This window comes from Nocardioides marinquilinus (assembly GCF_039543705.1).
In the GTDB taxonomy this organism is placed as follows: Bacteria; Actinomycetota; Actinomycetes; order Propionibacteriales; family Nocardioidaceae; genus Nocardioides; species Nocardioides marinquilinus.
In genome coordinates, this window is the sequence record NZ_BAABKG010000001.1 from 238,320 (window position 1) to 255,294 (window position 16,975).

The 16,975-nt window shown below is 74.3% G+C and carries 17 protein-coding genes; 7 read left to right on the plus strand and 10 right to left on the minus strand.

Annotated elements, in window-relative coordinates; translation table 11 throughout:
• Positions 1–101: 101 nt before the first annotated feature.
• The 3 genes from ABEA04_RS01150 to ABEA04_RS01160 all read right to left on the minus strand — a co-directional run bounded on the left by ABEA04_RS01150 (position 102) and on the right by ABEA04_RS01160 (position 1,544).
• Positions 102–515 carry a hypothetical protein gene (locus ABEA04_RS01150; protein ID WP_345453539.1) on the minus strand — a complete coding sequence of 138 codons (414 nt, stop codon included), beginning with the start codon at positions 513–515 and terminating at the stop codon, positions 102–104.
• Positions 516–726: 211 nt separating this feature from the next.
• Entirely contained in the window at positions 727–858 is a 132-nt protein-coding gene (locus ABEA04_RS01155) for a hypothetical protein (protein ID WP_345453542.1), read from the minus strand.
• Between the two features lie 380 nt (positions 859–1,238).
• A complete protein-coding gene (locus ABEA04_RS01160; RefSeq protein ID WP_345453545.1) occupies positions 1,239–1,544 on the minus strand; it encodes a hypothetical protein in 306 nt (101 codons plus the stop codon).
• 132 nt (positions 1,545–1,676) lie between these two features.
• On the opposite strand from ABEA04_RS01160, the gene ABEA04_RS01165 reads away from it, so the two are divergent.
• The 5 genes from ABEA04_RS01165 (at position 1,677) to ABEA04_RS01185 (ending at position 7,599) form a co-directional block, all read left to right on the plus strand.
• Positions 1,677–2,021 carry a hypothetical protein gene (locus ABEA04_RS01165; protein WP_345453548.1) on the plus strand — a complete coding sequence of 115 codons (345 nt, stop codon included), beginning with the start codon at positions 1,677–1,679 and terminating at the stop codon, positions 2,019–2,021.
• Positions 2,022–2,050: 29 nt separating this feature from the next.
• The gene (locus ABEA04_RS01170; RefSeq protein WP_345453551.1) at positions 2,051–4,381 is read left to right on the plus strand and encodes a DUF6351 family protein; all 2,331 of its coding nucleotides are present in this window, start codon (positions 2,051–2,053) and stop codon (positions 4,379–4,381) included.
• A gap of 33 nt (positions 4,382–4,414) precedes the next feature.
• Positions 4,415–5,446: an alpha/beta hydrolase gene (locus tag ABEA04_RS01175; protein ID WP_345453554.1), complete on the plus strand. Its 1,032-nt coding sequence runs from the start codon at positions 4,415–4,417 to the stop codon at positions 5,444–5,446.
• 27 nt (positions 5,447–5,473) lie between these two features.
• The gene (locus ABEA04_RS01180; protein ID WP_345453557.1) at positions 5,474–6,220 is read left to right on the plus strand and encodes an esterase family protein; all 747 of its coding nucleotides are present in this window, start codon (positions 5,474–5,476) and stop codon (positions 6,218–6,220) included.
• 143 nt (positions 6,221–6,363) lie between these two features.
• Positions 6,364–7,599, plus strand: coding sequence for an ATP-grasp domain-containing protein (locus ABEA04_RS01185; RefSeq protein ID WP_345453560.1), 1,236 nt, complete (start codon positions 6,364–6,366; stop codon positions 7,597–7,599).
• Positions 7,600–8,026: 427 nt separating this feature from the next.
• On the opposite strand, the gene ABEA04_RS01190 is transcribed toward ABEA04_RS01185, so the two are convergent.
• From ABEA04_RS01190 to ABEA04_RS01210, 5 genes are read right to left on the minus strand one after another with little or no spacing between them, the layout of a single operon-like run.
• Complete coding sequence (locus ABEA04_RS01190; protein WP_345453563.1) at positions 8,027–8,347, minus strand: winged helix-turn-helix domain-containing protein; 321 nt, start codon at positions 8,345–8,347, stop codon at positions 8,027–8,029.
• The gene (locus ABEA04_RS01195; protein ID WP_345453566.1) at positions 8,344–8,823 is read right to left on the minus strand and encodes a hypothetical protein; all 480 of its coding nucleotides are present in this window, start codon (positions 8,821–8,823) and stop codon (positions 8,344–8,346) included. Before ABEA04_RS01195 ends, ABEA04_RS01190 begins: the two co-directional genes overlap by 4 nt.
• Positions 8,824–8,872: 49 nt before the next feature.
• Positions 8,873–9,400, minus strand: coding sequence for a hypothetical protein (locus ABEA04_RS01200; protein WP_345453569.1), 528 nt, complete (start codon positions 9,398–9,400; stop codon positions 8,873–8,875).
• The gene (locus ABEA04_RS01205) at positions 9,397–10,377 is read right to left on the minus strand and encodes a hypothetical protein (protein ID WP_345453573.1); all 981 of its coding nucleotides are present in this window, start codon (positions 10,375–10,377) and stop codon (positions 9,397–9,399) included. The genes ABEA04_RS01200 and ABEA04_RS01205 overlap by 4 nt, the downstream gene beginning before the upstream one ends.
• Positions 10,377–11,654, minus strand: a complete 1,278-nt coding sequence (locus ABEA04_RS01210) for a hypothetical protein (RefSeq protein ID WP_345453576.1) — start codon at positions 11,652–11,654, stop codon at positions 10,377–10,379. Before ABEA04_RS01210 ends, ABEA04_RS01205 begins: the two co-directional genes overlap by 1 nt.
• A gap of 67 nt (positions 11,655–11,721) precedes the next feature.
• Between ABEA04_RS01210 and ABEA04_RS01215 the strand changes: the two genes are divergently transcribed.
• On the plus strand, positions 11,722–13,023 hold the full coding sequence (locus ABEA04_RS01215) for an aspartate aminotransferase family protein (RefSeq protein WP_345453579.1): 1,302 nt from the start codon (positions 11,722–11,724) through the stop codon (positions 13,021–13,023).
• Positions 13,024–13,102: 79 nt separating this feature from the next.
• Here ABEA04_RS01215 and pgm read toward each other — a convergent pair whose 3' ends face one another.
• Entirely contained in the window at positions 13,103–14,743 is a 1,641-nt protein-coding gene (gene pgm, locus ABEA04_RS01220; RefSeq protein WP_345453582.1) for a phosphoglucomutase (alpha-D-glucose-1,6-bisphosphate-dependent), read from the minus strand.
• Between the two features lie 148 nt (positions 14,744–14,891).
• Here pgm and ABEA04_RS01225 point away from each other — a divergent pair, with 148 nt between their 5' ends.
• The gene (locus ABEA04_RS01225) at positions 14,892–15,314 is read left to right on the plus strand and encodes a hypothetical protein (protein ID WP_345453585.1); all 423 of its coding nucleotides are present in this window, start codon (positions 14,892–14,894) and stop codon (positions 15,312–15,314) included.
• A 250-nt stretch (positions 15,315–15,564) separates the two neighbouring features.
• Here the strand turns inward: ABEA04_RS01225 and ABEA04_RS01230 are convergent, their stop codons facing one another.
• Positions 15,565–16,893 carry an RCC1 domain-containing protein gene (locus ABEA04_RS01230; RefSeq protein WP_345453588.1) on the minus strand — a complete coding sequence of 443 codons (1,329 nt, stop codon included), beginning with the start codon at positions 16,891–16,893 and terminating at the stop codon, positions 15,565–15,567.
• Positions 16,894–16,975: the final 82 nt, after the last annotated feature.

The following is a 16,975-nucleotide window of genomic DNA, read 5'->3' on the forward strand; positions in this document are numbered from 1 at the left end:
TGACGCCCGAGCGACTGGTCCGTAGCGAGACGGTCGAGGCGTTTGACGGGGAGGGGCTTCCCGGCCGAGACCGGTGACCGCCCCGACACGCCCGGGAGCTGCTAGGCGCTCGGCCTCGCACGGGGGTAGCTCGTGGTCGCCACGTCCCCGGAGCAGGTGTTGCAGAGGGTGACCCGGTTCAGCCTGCCGTCGCGGAGCGATCCGGGCCTCCCACACCACTCGCAGACCGTCGCCGACGCACGCGCGTACCGGTCGCAGACCTCGCGCACGCGCGCCAGCTCCGCTGCGGTCGCGCCCGCGGCTCGCGGCTTCGCCTCCAGCACGAGCACGCCTCGCGCCGACCGGATCGATCGCCAGCGGTAGTCGGGGAAGGCCTCGACGACGTTGGCGTGCCATGCGCTGACGAGGGCTCGCCAGCCCTCACCGCACCAGATGACGTCGAAGTCCGGGTGCGCGGAGTGGGGACGCAGGCGGTCGAGCAGCTCGCGACTGTTCGCGGGATCGAGCACCCACATGGCGTCAGCATGACCGACCGGCAATCGGTTCGCCTCCGGCGTGACCGGTCGTCAGACTCGGGGTGCATGCCGGGTCCAAGGCGGGTTCCCGGCGCTGGAACGTCCGAGCGGACACCGTTCACGGTGGCGTCAGGCATGGCGCCGCGTCCAGGACCACGTACAGGCCCGGCATGCGCCGGCCCGGTGTACGTGTCTCGCGACCCTTGACTGGTCACGTGGCGGCCGGCGTCACGTCCTCGTGCGCCTCGGCGACAGCCTCGGCGAAGCGGCTGTCGGCCCAGCTGAGCACTAGCTCGCCGTGACGGTTCGCGCTGACGCCGAGACCGGTCCGCACGCCGTTCACGGAGCCACCGACCACGGCGCCGACGACCCAGCACGATGCCGGCGACGGCGAGCCAGGGATCGGTCTGAGCGACCACGGCCACCACGACGCCCGGGCTCGACACGCACATGGTGGAGGAGGCCTTGACGGCCCGGTTCCAGGGTCACGCCTGACGCTCACGGCTGACCGTGCCCCTGGCTCGAGGTCCCGCCCGCCTTGGACCCGGCACGCGCCGGCGAAGGAATCTCGCCGGCTCACGCGAAGCGACGTGGAGCGACGTCCGCCGTCGACGGCCCAGGGCCGCCCCGCCACCGGTGGTGCCCGACGACCGAGCTCCGGGTCCGGGTGGGCGCGCGGCCGTGGACGGTGCGCGGTCTCGACGACGACCTCGCGCAGGTGTGTCAGGCGACGCCCACGTGACCGACGAGGAAGCCGACGGCGAGGCCGAGGACGCCGGCGCCGAGGCCGACCGCGACCTGCGTGACGCGGGCCGGGTGAGGGCTGCGCCAGCCGCCGACGGACGAACCCACCAGCAGGACGGCGAAGGTGACGATGAACAAGCCGTTGGCGAGCTCGGGCGACCCAGAGGTGGCCATCACCATCACCAGGTAGCCGGCCAGGTAGGGGAGCGTGGTCGACCCGGGCAGGACGCCCCACTGCCGACCGGCGGCGTCGAGTCGTTCGCGTTCGGGGCTCCGCTGGGTCATCCGCATCCCTCTCAGCGTTGGTGGCTCTCGATGGCGGCGATGCCGACGTTCTCACGGGCCAGGCAGGGGCGGCCCGGCACACGCCCTCCGAAACGCCGTGCCCCGCGGCCGACCCCCCGCGAGAATGCGGTCATGGGTGCCAAGCGCAAGAAGTGGGACCGCGGCGAGGAGTGGATCTCGCCTGCGGTGCGGCCCTACCCGCAGGTGCCGGGACGGCTCCCCGACCTGCGGGGCCTGGCGATCGACGAGGCGATCGTGATCGCCACCTCCGCGGGGTGGGCCGTGCGGGCCCGGGGGCCGGGCGCGACCGTCTTCATGGACCTGATCGCCAACTGCGTCGACCTCGACTTCGACGGTCGTCGCCGCGTGGTCGACGTGTCGCTCGGCCGGGTGGTGCCCTACGACTCGTGGTTCTTCGACCCCGACGCCCGCGAGCGACTGCGGGCCCAGGCCGGCGGCGTGGGGCCGGTGACGTGACGCCGGCCACGGGACGTCGTTGACCTGACGTGCCGAGAACCCGCCTGCGTCCGCTGCTGGGAGCGTTGCTCGTCGTCTGCGGTGTCACCGCCGTGCTGAGCCCGGTGGGTCCGGGGGTGGCGACGCCGTCCGCGGTGGCGGGCACGCCGGGGGAGGTGCGGATCTTCGCGATGTCGAACCGGCCCGACCTCGTCTCCGGCGGCGACGTGCGCGTCGGGATCGCTCCGGCGCCGGGGCTGCGGCGCCCGGCGCTGCGGGTCGAGCTGAACGGCCGCGACGTCTCGCGGCGCTTCGCGGTGCGGCCCGGCGGCCGGTTCGAGGCCTACCTGACCGGGCTGCGCGTCGGCCGCAACGTCGTCACGGCCACCGCGCCCGGCTACGCGGGCCGGCTCGTCGTCACCAACCACCCGCAGGGCGGCCCGGTCTTCAGCGGGCCGCAGACGCGGCACTACCGCTGCCAGGACGGCGCCCGCGACGCCCGGTGCAACCAGCCGGCGACCTACCGCTTCCTCTACCGCTCGACCGACCCGACCAAGCCCGGGCTGCAGCCCTACGACCCGCAGCGGCCGCCGTCCGACGTCGCGACGACCACCACCGACCAGGGCGTGCGGGTGCCGTTCGTCGTCCGCCGCGAGGACGGCGTCGCCGACCGCGACCGCTACACGATCATCACGCTGTGGCGGCCGGGCCGGCCGTGGCGCTGGTTCGCCCCGCAGTCGCAGTTCAACCACAAGGTGCTGGTGACCCACGGCGGTGGCTGCGGGGCGTCGTACACGCCCGCCGACCCGCCGCTCGAGGACTACTCCGGCACCATCCCCGAGGGCTTCCCGGGCGTGACGCCGTCCTACGTCACCGCCCTCTCGCGCGGCTTCACCGTCGTCTCGACGGCGCTCGCCAACACCGGCCACAACTGCAACGTCGCCCTGAACGCCGAGTCGGTGATGATGGCCAAGGAGCGGGTCGTCGAGCGCTACGGCACCATCCGCTACACCATCGGCACCGGCTGCTCGGGCGGCTCGATCGCCCAGCACACCGTGGCCAACGCCTACCCCGGCATCTACCAGGGCCTGATCACCACCTGCTCCTACCCCGACACCCTCAGCGCCGGCGCGCAGTTCGCCGACTACCACCTGCTGCGGCTCTACTTCGAGGACCCGTCGCGGTGGGCGCCCGGCGTGGTGTGGACGCCGACGCAGCTCGCCGCCGTCGAGGGCCACCTGTCCCACCTCAACGCCGTCGTGGCCGACGAGGGCCTGTTCAAGTCCGCCCTCGACCCCGAGCACGACTGCAGCGGCACGGTCGCGCCGAAGGCCGGTGACCCGTCGACGCGCTACGACTCCAAGACCAACCCGCGCGGCGTCCGCTGCTCGGTGCTCGACCTCGTCGTCAACCAGCTCGGACGCCGTCCGCGCGCGGTGTGGACGCCGCAGGAGCAGGCGGCCGGCCGCGGCTTCGGCGGCATCCCGTTCGCCAACGAGGGCGTCGTCTACGGCCTCGACGCCCTGCGCCGGGGCCTGATCACCCCGGCCCAGCTCGTCGACCTCAACGTCAAGGTCGGCGGGCTCGACGTCGACTCGCAGCCCACGCCCGAGCGCATCGACGGCGACCCCGCCTCGGTCGCCGCGGCCTACCGCACGGGCCTGGTCAACGAGGCCAACCACCTCGACGAGGTCGCGATCATCAACCACGGCGGCCCCGACCCCGGACTCGCCCACGACTACGCGCACGCGTTCTGGACCGAGGACCGCCTGATGCGCGCCCAGGGCCACACCGACAACCGCGTCACGTGGTTCGGCGTGACGCCGCTGATCGGCGACCCGCGCTGGGCCAACGAGGCGCTCGTGGCGATGGACCGCTGGCTCGCCGCGGTCGAGCGCGACCGGTCCTCGCGTCCGCTGGCCCGCAAGGTGGTGCTCGACCGCCCGGCCGACGTGCGTGACCGCTGCTCGAACGTGCCCGGCGTGCTCGAGGTGCCCGACGGCGACGACGCCGGCCCCGACGCCGACTGCGTGCTGCCCGACACGCTGCAGACCCGGCTCAGCACCCCGCGCGAGGTCGCCGGCGGCACCCGGCTCAACGACGTCCTGTCGTGCCGGCTGGTGCCGCTGACGCGCGAGGCCGTGGACGTCGGCCCGCTGCCGTTGACCGACGCCCAGGTCGCGACGCTGCGCGAGGTCTTCGCCGACGGCGTGTGCGACTGGTCGCGCCGCGGCGTCGGCCAGCAGCCCGCCCAGACCTGGCTCGGCTACTCCGACACCGCCGGCCGCGTCGTGTACGGCGGCCGCAACCTGCCCGGCGTCGAGCCGCTCCAGGGCGACGGCCTCCTCGGCCCCTCGTTCCGCTCGATGCTGCGCCGCTGAGGCACCACCCGGCGTCCCGCTAGGGTCGGCCGGGTGCCTGCGGACCTGCCCCCCACGGCGGTCGAGCCCGACGCGCTGACCTTCCGGCTGGCCGACGCCGACCACGCCCACACCTCGGTGCGGCTGTGGTGCGACGTCGACCTCGGGCTGGGTGCCGACCCCGACCTCGACCTCGCCGAGGTTCCCGGCGGGTGGCAGCTGCGGCTGCCGCTGCCGCGCCTCGACTGCCTCGAGTACCTGCTCGAGGTCGACGGCGAGCTGCGGCTCGACCCCGGCTGCGCCGACCGCGTCGACGGCGCGTTCGGTGAGCACTCCTGGCTGGCGCTGCCGGGCTACGAGGCGCCGTCCTGGCTCGACCTCGAGCCGGTGCCCGGACGCCGCACGCCGCTGCGCGTGACCCGCACCCCGGTCGGCACGATCGAGGCCACCGTGTGGGCGCCCGAGGACGACGAGGGCGCCACGCTGCCGCTGCTCGTCGCCCACGACGGCCCCGAGATGGACCGCTTCGGCGAGCTCACCCGCTACGTCGGCGCGATGGTCGGGGCCGGCCGGCTGCCGTCGATGCGGGTGGCGCTGCTCAGCCCCGGCGCCCGCAACGAGCGCTACGCCGCCAACCCCGCCTACGCTCGCAGCCTGGTGCGCCACGTCGTCCCGCGGCTGACGCGCAGCCACCCCACCAGGGGGCGTCCGGTGCTCAGCGGGCAGAGCCTCGGGGCCGTCGCGGCGCTGCACGCGGCGACGACCTCGCCCAGCACCTTCGCCGGGCTGCTGCTGCAGTCGGGCTCGTTCTTCACCGCCGAGCTCGACCCGCAGGAGTCCGGCTTCGAGCACTGGGACGCCGTCACCGGCTTCGTCTCCGAGCTCGACCGCGCCCCCGACTGCCCGGTCGCGATGACCTGCGGCACCGCGGAGGAGAACCACGCCAACAACCACCGGCTGGCCGGGGTCATGTCGGCGGCGGGCGGCGTCGTCAGCTGGGGCGAGGCCCGCCAGGGCCACACCTGGACCTGCTGGCGCGACCTGCTCGACCCGCACCTGACCACGCTGCTCGCCGACGTGTGGTGACGGTGCGGAGGGTGGTGGGGTAGGGCGATGGAGCGGTTGCAGGTCGAGCTGGAGGCGCCGGGCTTCGGCCGGCACGGCACAGTGGTCCGCTACGGCCACTGGGGCCGGCCGGTGCTGGTCTTCCCGAGCGAGCAGGGCCGGGCGTGGGACTACGAGAACAACGGGATGGTCGACGCCGTCCGCGACCTCGTCGACGGCGGGCGGGTCAAGCTGTACTGCGTCGACTCCTTCGACGAGGTGACCTGGTCGGACCGGTCGCTGCCGCTCGAGGAGCGGGCCCGCCGTCACCGTGCCTACGAGGCGTGGGTGACCGGCGCGGTCGCCGCGTTCGTCGGCCACGACTCGCCCGGCGCGACGGACGCCGTGGTCACCGGCTGCAGCATGGGCGCCTACCACGCGCTGCAGCTGGCGCTGACCCGCGCCGACCTGTTCCCGCAGGCGATCTGCCTCAGCGGCAGCTACGACCCGAGCGCCTGGCACGCGTGGGGCGAGCGCGGCGAGCACGCCTACTTCACCAACCCCACCGACTACGTGCCCCGGCTGCACGGCGACCACCTGGCCTGGCTGCAGCGCCGCCTGCACGTCGTCCTCGTGGTGGGGGAGGGGGCATGGGAGACCCACCCGACGAGGTCGCTGCCCTCGACCCGCCACCTCGCCGCCGCGCTCGCCGAGCGCGGCATCAGCCACGACCTCGACGTGTGGGGCCACGACTCCGCCCACGACTGGGACTGGTGGCAGCGACAGCTCGCCCACCACCTGCCCCGCTTCTGCTGAGCGTCCTCACCGGACCTCCCACGCGAACGTACCTGCGGGGCCCTTCGACAGGCTCAGGGTCCGTGTGCGGAGGTTGGCGTGGTCGGTGCGGGGGCTCGGCCTGCGCGACCACCGGCGTCGTCCGATCTGCTAGGCAAGTGCCCATGAGCGACCACCTGATCGGACTGCTGCTCGGCGCGGAGCAGGACTGGCCCCGGGCCTTCGAGGAGATCCTGAGGAAGGTGGGGCCGATCAGCACCGGCGAGACCACCCACACCGTCTCGAGCGAGCGGCTGACGATCGAGCCGTTCCGCCTCGACGACCCGGTGCGCACCGAGCTGGTCATCGACCGCCTGGCCTACTGGTACTACCACCCGCGGGAGTGGCTCAAGAAGGCGTCGCTGGTCAACGGCACCTACCTGCTCAACAGCCCCTTCACCTTCCAGTCGATGGAGAAGCACAGCGCCTACTGCGCGCTGGTGCGCATGGGGTTCAAGGTGCCGCCGACGACGCTCGTCCCCTACAAGAACCCGGTCGACAACGTGCGCTGGGCCTACACCGCCGAGCGCTACAACCAGCCGTTCGACCTCGACGCGATCGCCGACGAACTCGGCTACCCGCTCTACATGAAGCCGTTCGACGGCGGCGGCTGGCGCGGCGTCTCGCGCGTGAACGACCGCGACGACCTGCACCGCTCCTACGACGAGTCGGGCGAGATGCTGATGCACCTGCAGGCCACCGTCGACTACGACCACTTCGCGCGGGCGCTGTCGATCGGCCCCGAGACGATGGTCGTGGACTTCCGCCCCGACCAGCCGATGCACCAGCGGTACGCCGTCAACCACGGCTTCCTCGGCGAGTCGGCCGGGCGGCAGGCGGTGGCGATCAGCCGCATCGTCAACGCGTTCTTCCGCTGGGAGTTCAACTCCGCCGAGATGCTCGTCGTCGGCGACGACGTCTACCCGATCGACTACGCCAACGCCTGCCCCGACGTCGCCGTCACCTCGCTTCACTACTACTTCCCGTGGGCGATCACCGCGCTCGTGCGGTGGACGACGTTCTGCGTGGTCACCGGGCGCCGCGCCGAGGTCGACCTCGAGACCTCGCGCTACTTCGCCATCGCGGACGACGCCGACATGACCTACGACGACAAGGTCGCCGCCTACCTCGCGCTGGCCGACGAGCACTTCGAGACCGACCGCTACTGGGAGTGGTGCGCCGAGCACCTCCCGCACCTGGAGGAGGCGGTGCTCGAGTGGGTCTCGGGCGACGACTTCGACCGGCTGCTGCGCGACACCGTCGCCGCCACCTACCCGCCCCACGAGCACGAGCAGTTCCTCGCCCACTTCCGCGGGCTCATCGGGCTGTGGGTCGCCGACCAGGGCCGGACGACGTCCTGACGTCCGCGTGGATATCACGGGGTCTCGAGGCTCGGCCGTGGCCGGCCTCGCACCTCGACCATCGTCAGGGGCCGCTTCGACGGTGGTCGAGGTGTGAGGAGCCCTGGCGACGAGCCTCGAGACCTCCGTCCGTGCACGTGGACGTCGGCGAACGGCGTCCCTTCGACAGGCTCAGGGTGCGTGGGTCGGGTTCGCGTCGACGTCACGGGGTCTCGAGGCTCGGCCGTGGCCGGCCTCGCACCTCGACCATCGTCAGGGGCCGCTTCGACGGTGGTCGAGGTGCGAGGAGCCCTGGCGACGAGCCTCGAGACCTCCAGCCGTGCGTGGACGTCGGCGAACGGCGTCCCTTCGACAGGCTCGGGGTCGTGGGTTCGGGTTCGCATCGTCGTCGCGGGGTCTCGCACCTCGACCGTCGTGGTCCACGCCGTCAGGAGTCGAGGAGGGCGCGGAGGGCGGCGCGGTGGCGCTGGTAGGCGGCGCGGCCGGGCTTGGTGATCTTGTAGGTGGTGGTGGCGCCGCGGCCGCGCCCTGACTTGGTGATCGCCACGTAGCCGGCGGTCTCGAGCGCCGCCATCTGCTTGGACAGGTCGGAGTCGCTGACGCCGAGGTGCTCGCGCAGGAACGGGAAGTCGGCGTTCTCGGAGTTCGCGAGCAGCGCCATCGCCGCCAGCCGCTTCGGGGCGTGGATGACGGGGTCGAGGTCGCCGATGGACGACGCCCGGGGGGCGGGGGTGGTCGGTCCGGTCATGCGAGGCGGGCGCGCGCCTGCCGGGCGGCGACGGCGTAGCGCCGCTCGTAGAGCGCCAGGCCGGCGGCGACGCCGACGGCGACCCAGGCGATCATCGGCCAGCGGCCGACGAGCAGGTCGAGCAGCAGGCCGCCGACGACGAGCGCGGCGGCGATGCCCGCGAAGACCCACAGCGCCCGGTTGATCTCGCGCGGGGCGCCGGTCCACCGCGGGGTCGTGCCGCGGCGCCGGCGGTACCACCCGACGTAGACCCCGAGGAGCAGCACCATCGGGATCAGCAGGAGCGTCGACCACCACTGGTCGGCGGTGATGATCCAGGCCCAGGCGCCGAACCACAGGCCGCCCGCCACGGGGTACCAGGCCGGGGTCGGCGGGTAGTCGATCCACGGGGCCGCGGCGGCGCGCTCGTCCTCACGGAGCGCGGCGGCGATCTCGTCCCGGTCGGGGGTCTCGAGCATGTCGCGTTCGCTTTCCATGGTGGAAACAATACCTAGTGCTTTCCAACACGGCAAGCGATGAGAGCGGTCAGCCCTCGGCGAGCAGCCGGTCGTAGGCGGCGCGGTGGACGCCGGCCGGGGTGGGGGAGACGTCGGGGTTCGGCAGCGTGATCGGGTCGTCCTCCGACACCTCGACGCCGAGCCGACGGCACTCCTCCGCCAGGCCCTCGTAGCCGTCGTCGGCCCACTCGCCGTAGGCGCTGCAGAGCACCTCGGTGAGGTTCGCGCCGGGCTGCAGGTAGAACTGGCCCTCGCTGTCGTAGCTCACGACCGGCGGCCGGTCGGCGAACGCGTCGTCCGGGCCGCGCCAGTAGCCCCACGCCTGGGGCTCGTCCTCGTCCTCGGCGACCCAGGTGATCAGGGCCGCCGTCTCGTCGATCGCGCCCACGTTGGCCATCACGTCGGGGTTCGCCCGATCGGCGTCGGTCAGGTAGCCGTGATCGAGCAGCGCGGGGCGCTCGCCGTCGTCCAGGAGCCGCACGCCCTCCCAGGGGAGCGGCTCACCGGCCTCCTGCCGGCGGCGCCACAGGGTCAGGTCGTCGGGGGTCGTCGTCACGGTGATGCCTCTCGTTCGGTGACCTGCGCGGGGGACAGGTCCGGCACGGGTCTCCATGCCCACCACGGGTAGTGGTACTCCCCCTGCTCGACCTGGTAGCGCCGGCCGCAGGCGGTGCACTCGCAGATGCGGTCGGGCACCCACTGCCGCTCGTTCGGCACCGTCTCGACGACGCGCACGTGCCCGCGCTCCACCTCCTTCTCGACGTCGTAGGTCTGGTGGTCGGGGTAGGCCAGGCACAGGCAGGACCCGGCGGCGAACAGCTCGACGCGCCGCAGCGCGTGCCGCAGGTGCCACTCGTTGCTCATCAGGGCGCCGCCGAGGTCGAGGTCGGCGGTGGCCCGCTCGATCGCCGGCCGGGCGACGACCAGGGGGGCCAGCACCTCGGGGTCGCGGGTGGCGATCACGGCCCACGACGCCGAGATCACCCGCCGCGTGTCGCCCGAGAGCAGGTCGGCCACCAGCGGCGAGGCCAGCGCCTCCTCCTCCTGGCCGGGGCGCCCGAGCCAGTCGGCCTCCAGCACCAGGACGGCGACGCGCCGCTCGGCCTCGGGCAGGTGCGAGCTGTCGACGAGCACCACGGCGTATTCGCGGTGCCGCCACCACACCGCCTCGTCGGCGCCGAGCGCGCGCACCATGCCCGCCACCGCGCTGCGCCGGTCGTAGGACGCCGGGTCGGTGCTCGCGTCGTCGGTGAACCGGGTGGCGTCGAAGTGGTGCCGGGCGCCCCAGCGCTCGCCGGCCAGCCGCACGAGCGGCTCGACGAGGGCGCGGGTCTCCGCCTGTGTGGCGCGGGAGGCGAGCGGCAGGGCGTGGGCGAGCCAGAGGGTCTCGCCCTCGAGCCCGTCGATCACCCAGGGCAGGCTGTCGTCGCCGTCCGGCCACGGCAGGTCGACCATCTGCTCGGCGACCGCGACCACCTGCTCGACCGTGGCCTCGACGATGCGCTCGTCGTCGTCCTCACCGTGGGCGGCCATCAGGGGACGATGTTCGAGGCCAGGCGGCGCCGCAGCCCGTCGGCGGCGTCGGGGTCGGTGGTCAGGCCGAGGTAGCCGTTCTGCTCGACGGCGACCACGTCGGCCGCGAGGCCGCGCTCGGTCAGGGCCGGGAACGACGCCGCCTGATGGCGGTAGACGGTCACCAGGACGCCGCGCTCGACCAGGCCGACGAGCACCTCGCCGGTCTCGGGCCGCGCGTCGCCGTCGGCCAGCAGCAGCCGCTCCAGGTGCGCCATGTCGAGCAGGAACGAGCCGTCGCCGCCGTCGAGGTCGAGCCGCAGCCGCCGGACGCCGAGCCGGGCGAGCGGCGTGAGGTCGGCGTGGCGGGTGGTGCGGGTCAGGTGCAGCTCGGTCAGCGCGGTGAGCCCCAGCAGCGGCTCGACGCCGAGCAGGCCGGGCTCGCCCTCGGCGCCCACGCGCAGGGTGCGCAGCGCCGTGCACTCGGCCAGCGGCGTCAGGTCGGCGCCGCCGGGCGCGTCGAGGACGACGTCCAGCCCGGTGAGGCCCGGCACCGCGCCGAGGCCCTCGAGGCTGGGGGCCATGCCGAGGTCGAGGGTGTCGGACCGGCCGAACATCGTGGCGGCGAACGCGCGGCGGTCGAAGCGCGGCCAGGCGCGGTGCAGCTCGTCAAGGACGGCGTCGGGGTAGCGGTCGGCGGCGTAGCGGCCGAGCACGTCGAGGGCCTGCGGGGTGCCGAGCGAGCCGAGCGTGCGGACGGCGGCGACCCGCGCGGCCGCCTTCTGCCGCGGCACCGGCGCGAGGGCCTCGGGGTCGGCGTCCGGGTGGGCGGCGAGCCACGGCTTGACCTGCGAGAGCTTCTGCGGCACCTCGGGCGCGGGGGCGGTGTCGGCGGTGGCGGACGTCGTCCCGCCGGCCGCGGCGTGACGGGTCGCCGCGCGGCGCACCGCCGTCAGCAACCGGTCGGCGTAGTCCTGGCCCGTGAAGTGCGGGGCGACCCGGTCGACGACGCCGACGTCGGCGCGGGCGGCGAGGGTGAGCAGCGCCCACAGCGCCGTCGCCGGGGCTCCGAAGGGGAAGACGTCCGGGGCGAGGCCGAGCTCACCAGCGAGCGCCGGGTCGTCGACGACGGCCAGGGCGGCGGCCTCGACGACCGGGTCGCCGTCCAGCTTCGCGGCTCCCTTCACGGCGTTCGGGTAGTTCGAGTACCCCCGGGCCCGGGCGAGCAGCGCCGCCGCGGCCTCGTCGCCGAGGCGCGTGGCGAGGGCGGAGAGGACGGGGTCGGCGGCATCGCTCATCGGGCCCTACGATCCCGCACCGCGCGAACCCGTGCCGCGGCGGGTCGCGATCACCTAGCGTGCGGCCATGAGCGACGACGCGCGCCCGGAGTGGGCCCGACGGCTGGTGCGGTACGGCGGCGAGTTCGTGCCGCGGGTCATCGAGCGGGCGCATGGCTGCTACGTCTACGACGAGGACGGCCGCGCCGTCCTCGACTTCACCTCCGGCCAGATGAGCGCCGTGCTCGGGCACTCCCACCCCGACGTCGTGCGGGCGGTCTCCGAGGGCGTCGCGACGCTCGACCACCTGTTCTCGGGCATGGTCGGCCGGCCGCTGGTCGAGCTGGCCGAGCGGCTCACCGCCACCGTGCCCGACCCGCTCGACCGGATGATGCTGCTCAGCACCGGCGCGGAGTCGAACGAGGCGGCGCTCAAGCTGGCCAAGCTCTACACCGGCGGCCACGAGGTCGTGGCCTTCGACCGCTCCTGGCACGGCATGACGGCGGCCGCGGCGTCGGCCACCTTCTCGGCCGGACGCCGCGGCTACGGCCCGCCGGTGCCCGGCAACCTGGTGCTGCCGACGCCCAACGCCTACCGCTCGCCGTTCCGGCGCGCCGACGGCAGCCACGACTGGGAGGCCGAGCTCGACTTCGGCTGGGGCCTGGTCGACCAGCAGTCCAGCGGCAGCCTCGCGGCGTGCATCGTCGAGCCGATCCTCAGCTCGGGCGGCGTCATCGAGCTGCCCGAGGGCTACCTGGCGCGGCTGCAGGAGCACTGCCGCCGCCGCGGGATGCTGTTGATCCTCGACGAGGCCCAGACCGGCGTCGGCCGCACCGGCACGATGTACGCCTTCGAGCGCGACGGCGTCGTCCCCGACATCCTGACGCTGTCGAAGACCCTCGGCGCCGGCCTGCCGGTGGCGGCGGTGCTCACCTCCGACAAGATCGAGCGCACCTGCCACGAGCGCGGCTTCCTGTTCTTCACCACCCACGTCTCCGACCCGCTCGCCGCCACGGTGGCGCTCACGGTGCTCGACGTCGTCGAGCGCGACGACCTCGTCGGCCGGGCGGCCAAGCTGGGCGAGCAGCTGCGGGGCCGGCTGCTCGACCTGCACGAGCGCTACGACGTCGTGGGCAACGTCCGCGGCCGTGGCCTGCTGCAGGGGCTCGAGCTGGTGGCCGACAAGGCCACCAAGGAGCCCGCCGACGAGCTCGGCCGCGCCGTCACCCGCGCCGCGCTCGAGCGCGGCCTGCACGTCAACATCGTGCAGCTGCCAGGCATGGGCGGCATCTTCCGGCTCGCCCCGCCGCTCACGACCACCGACGACGAGCTGCACGACGGCGTCGACCGGCTCGAGGCGGCGTTGCGCGACGCGCTCAGCGGTGGTTGAGGTGCTCCGGAGCGAGGAACGAGCGCAGGAGCCTCGAAACCTCTGAGCGCGCAGGCCAGGGCTCGCCTGCTCCCCCGCCTCACCCGAGCGCGGCCGAGACCACCTCGCGGGCGGCGTCCTGCACCTGCGCGAGGTGGTCGGGGCCGCGGAAGCTCTCGGCGTAGATCTTGTAGACGTCCTCGGTGCCCGAGGGGCGGGCGGCGAACCACGCCGACTCCGTGGTGACCTTGAGGCCGCCGATGCGCGCGCCGTTGCCGGGCGCCTCGGTGAGGGTGGCGGTGATCGGCTCGCCGGCCAGCTCGGTGGCGGTGACGTCGTCGGCCGAGAGCGCCGCCAGCCGCGCCTTCTGCTGGCGGTCGGCGGGGGCGTCGATGCGGGCGTAGGCCGGGTCGCCGTGCTCGGCGACGAGGTCGGCGTAGTGCTCGCTCGGGCTGCGGCCGGTGCGGCCGCGGATCTCGGAGGCCAGGAGCGCCAGCAGGATGCCGTCCTTGTCGGTGGTCCACGTGGAGCCGTCGCGCCGCAGGAACGACGCGCCCGCCGACTCCTCGCCTCCGAAGCCGAACGAGCCGTCGATGAGGCCCGGCACGAACCACTTGAAGCCCACCGGCACCTCGACCAGCGGCTTGCCGAGCGAGGCGGCGACGCGGTCGATCATCGACGACGAGACCAGCGTCTTGCCGATGCGCGCGGACGACGGCCAGTCGGGTCGGGCGCCGCCGAACAGGTAGCCGATCGCGACGGCGAGGAAGTGGTTGGGGTTCATCAGACCGGCGTCGGGCGTGACGATGCCGTGGCGGTCGGCGTCGGCGTCGTTGCCGGTGGCGATGTCGAAGCGGTCCTTCTGCGCGACCAGCGAGGCCATCGCCGACGGCGAGGAGCAGTCCATGCGGATCTTGCCGTCCCAGTCGAGCGTCATGAACCGCCACGTGGGGTCGACCAGCGGGTTGACCACGGTGAGGTCGAGGCGGTGCCGCTCGGCGATGGCGCCCCAGTAGTCGACCGCCGCGCCGCCGAGCGGGTCGGCGCCGATGCGCACCCCGGCCTCGCGCACGGCGTCCAGGTCGAGCACGTGCGGCAGGTCGTCGACGTAGGTGCCGAGGAAGTCGTAGCCGGACGCCGCCGCCCGCGCCTTGGCGAACGGCACCCGGCGGACGTCGTCCAGCCCGGCCTCGATGTAGGCGTTGGCGCGGTCGGCGATGACGCTGGTGGCGTCGGAGTCGGCGGGGCCGCCGTGGGGCGGGTTGTACTTGAAGCCGCCGTCGCGCGGCGGGTTGTGCGACGGCGTCACCACGATGCCGTCGGCCAGGCCGCTGCCGCTGGTGCGGCCGCCGTTGGCGCGGATGATCGCGTGCGAGACGGCCGGGGTCGGCGTCCAGGCGTCGCGGTCGTCGACCAGCACGGTGACGTCGTTGGCGGCCAGCACCTCGAGCGCGGTGGCCCACGCCGGCTCGGAGAGGCCGTGGGTGTCGCGACCGACGAACAGCGGGCCGTCGTAGCCCTGCTCGCGGCGGTAGTCGCAGATGGCCTGCGTGGTGGCGAGGATGTGGGTCTCGTTGAACGACGTCGCCAGCGAGCTGCCGCGGTGCCCGCTCGTGCCGAACGCTACCCGCTGCCCGGGGTCGCTCGGGTCGGGCACCCCGGTGTAGTAGCTCGTGACGAGGTGGGCGACGTCCACCAGGTCGCGGGCTTCGGCGGGCTGTCCAGCGCGGGGGTCGGCCATGGGGGTCATCTTGCCGCCGCCGGGATGGTCCCTGACGAAATGGTCGTGAAATCGCGATTCTCACGACCACTTGTCAGGGACTACCGCCGAGGGGCGGCGTCCAGCGGAGTGCAATCGGATGACAAGTCGGTCGGCCCACGCTGCAGCCATGAGGAACACGATCACCGTCGCGGCCGCGCTGGCCGCCCCCCTGACCTTCGCCGCCGTCGCCCTGGCCGGCTGCTCCGACGGCTCGACGCCCGCCGACGAGCCCAGCCCCGCGGCGGCCGCCGTCGAGTACGAGGGCGTCGCGCCTGACGCGCTCGTCGCCTGCCTGGACGACGCCGGCGCCCCCGCCGCGGTCGGCGACTCGGTGCCCTTCGGCGTCGAGGTGCCCACCGTGGCCGTCGAGGCCGCGGGCGGCGCCACGCTGTGGGTCTTCCGCACCGTCGCGGACGCCGAGGACAACCGCACCACCATCACCCTCAGCGAGACCGACACCCCGCTCGGCCGCCTCGCCGGCAACGTGGTCGTCTCCTACGACGACCCCGGCACCGCCCCCGTGGAGGCCGTCGACGCCTGCCTCGCCTGACCCGCCCACCCACGCCCCCGCCCGGACCCCCTCGAGGTCCGGGCGGGGGCGTTCGTGCGTGGTGGGGGTGCGGCCCCGACGGCGGTCGAGGTGCGGGGAGCCCTGGCGACGAGCCTCGAGACCACCGGGCGTTCGCGTGGCGGTGCCCGTCGACAGGATCGGGGGCCGTGAGGTCGGGACGACGAACGCCCCCGCACGGACCCGGGGGGAGGGTCGGTGCGGGGGCGGTAGGGGGCGCCGTGAGCAGCGGTCAGCGCTTGAGGATCGTGACCGTGCGGGCGGTGGAGCGGGCGGACGACGCGAGCGCGGTGCCGGCGTAGCGGGCGGTCAGCACGTGGCGACCCGGCTTCAGCGAGCGGAGGACGAGCGTCCCGCTGCCCGAGGCCAGGACGCCGACCTGGCGCGGCCCGTCGTGCACGGTCACGCGACCCCGCGGGACGCCGGTGAGCCTCACGGTGACCTTCACCGGTGAGCCCTGGGCGGCCTTGGCCGGCGCGGCGAGGGTCAGCCTCGTGGCGGCCTTGGGCAGCCGGTGCAGCACCAGCTCGTGGCGTCCGCCGGCGGCGATGGCGCCGAACGGGGCGTGGGCGGCGACGGCGGCCGGCGGGTTGGTGCCGGTGTCGCCCCACACGAGCAGGCGCCCGTCACGGGTGAGCGCCATGGCGATCTCGGAGCCGACGTCGATCGTGCGCACCTTCTCCGAGGTCACGCGCGCGGGGACGGCGACCGTGCCGGTGCCGTTGTCGCCCCAGCCGACGACGCGGCCGTCGGCGGTCAGCGCGAGCGAGGCGGCGCCGTAGGCGGCCACCTGGACGACGCGGACGCCGTCCAGCGAGGCCGGCACGGCGACCTGGCCCTGGTCATTGGTCCCCCAGGCCCACACGTGGCCGGTGGCGTCGACGGCGAGGGAGTGGCGGCCGCCGGCGGCGATGCTGGTGACGCCGGCACCGGGCTGGGTGAGCGCGAAGGGGACGTCGGCCTGGCCCTCGTCGATGGCGCCGGCGGCGCGGGTCGCGTCGGCGCCCCAGGCGCGCACGGTGCCGTCGTCCAGGAGAGCGAGCGAGTGGTAGCGGCCGGCGGAGACCTGGGTAACGCCGGTCAGGCCGGTCGGCACGAGGGTCTGGCCGGCGTCGGTGTCGCCGCGCGCGCCCCACGCGACGACGCCGCCGTCGCGGGTGAGGGCGAGCGAGTGGTGGTCGCCGGCGTCGACGGCCTCCGACCTCACCGTGCCGTTCGCGAGGGCGGCGGGCGGCTTCGCCTGGCCGTCGCCGTTGTAACCCCAGCCGGTGACGGCGCCGTCGGCGGTCAGGGCGAGGGAGTGGTCGCTGCCGGCCGAGATGGCGACGACGTCGCGGCCGGCGAGGGCGGCGGGCCGGCTGCTCTGGCCGGAGTCGAAGCCGCCCCAGCCCGAGACGGTGTGCAGCCTCGTGTACCCGGTCTTGGCGGCGGCCGGGGCCGCGGGCGCCGGCTCGGCGGCGACCGGCCCGGCCGCGGCGAGGACGCCGAGGCCGGTGGCGAGCGCCGCGGTGACGGCGAGGCGCCGGGTCACGGCGGGGGTGGTGCGGGAGTCGTGCGACATCGGTGTTCCTTCGATCGGTGGACGGTGCTCTCTGGCGGTGTGCCACCACCGTCCACCGGGCGGCTTGCACGGCACCTGCCCC

Bases quoted from the DNA above. Each gene is read 5' to 3' on its own strand.
- ABEA04_RS01150 (WP_345453539.1), bottom strand. From the start codon at position 515: ATGTGGGTGCTCGATCCCGCGAACAGTCGCGAGCTGCTCGACCGCCTG.
- ABEA04_RS01160 (WP_345453545.1), bottom strand. From the start codon at position 1,544: ATGACCCAGCGGAGCCCCGAACGCGAACGACTCGACGCCGCCGGTCGG.
- ABEA04_RS01165 (WP_345453548.1), top strand. From the start codon at position 1,677: ATGGGTGCCAAGCGCAAGAAGTGGGACCGCGGCGAGGAGTGGATCTCG.
- ABEA04_RS01180 (WP_345453557.1), top strand. From the start codon at position 5,474: ATGGAGCGGTTGCAGGTCGAGCTGGAGGCGCCGGGCTTCGGCCGGCAC.
- ABEA04_RS01185 (WP_345453560.1), top strand. From the start codon at position 6,364: ATGAGCGACCACCTGATCGGACTGCTGCTCGGCGCGGAGCAGGACTGG.
- ABEA04_RS01190 (WP_345453563.1), bottom strand. From the start codon at position 8,347: ATGACCGGACCGACCACCCCCGCCCCCCGGGCGTCGTCCATCGGCGAC.
- ABEA04_RS01195 (WP_345453566.1), bottom strand. From the start codon at position 8,823: ATGGAAAGCGAACGCGACATGCTCGAGACCCCCGACCGGGACGAGATC.
- ABEA04_RS01205 (WP_345453573.1), bottom strand. From the start codon at position 10,377: ATGGCCGCCCACGGTGAGGACGACGACGAGCGCATCGTCGAGGCCACG.
- ABEA04_RS01210 (WP_345453576.1), bottom strand. From the start codon at position 11,654: ATGAGCGATGCCGCCGACCCCGTCCTCTCCGCCCTCGCCACGCGCCTC.
- ABEA04_RS01215 (WP_345453579.1), top strand. From the start codon at position 11,722: ATGAGCGACGACGCGCGCCCGGAGTGGGCCCGACGGCTGGTGCGGTAC.
- pgm (WP_345453582.1), bottom strand. From the start codon at position 14,743: ATGGCCGACCCCCGCGCTGGACAGCCCGCCGAAGCCCGCGACCTGGTG.
- ABEA04_RS01225 (WP_345453585.1), top strand. From the start codon at position 14,892: ATGAGGAACACGATCACCGTCGCGGCCGCGCTGGCCGCCCCCCTGACC.
- ABEA04_RS01230 (WP_345453588.1), bottom strand. From the start codon at position 16,893: ATGTCGCACGACTCCCGCACCACCCCCGCCGTGACCCGGCGCCTCGCC.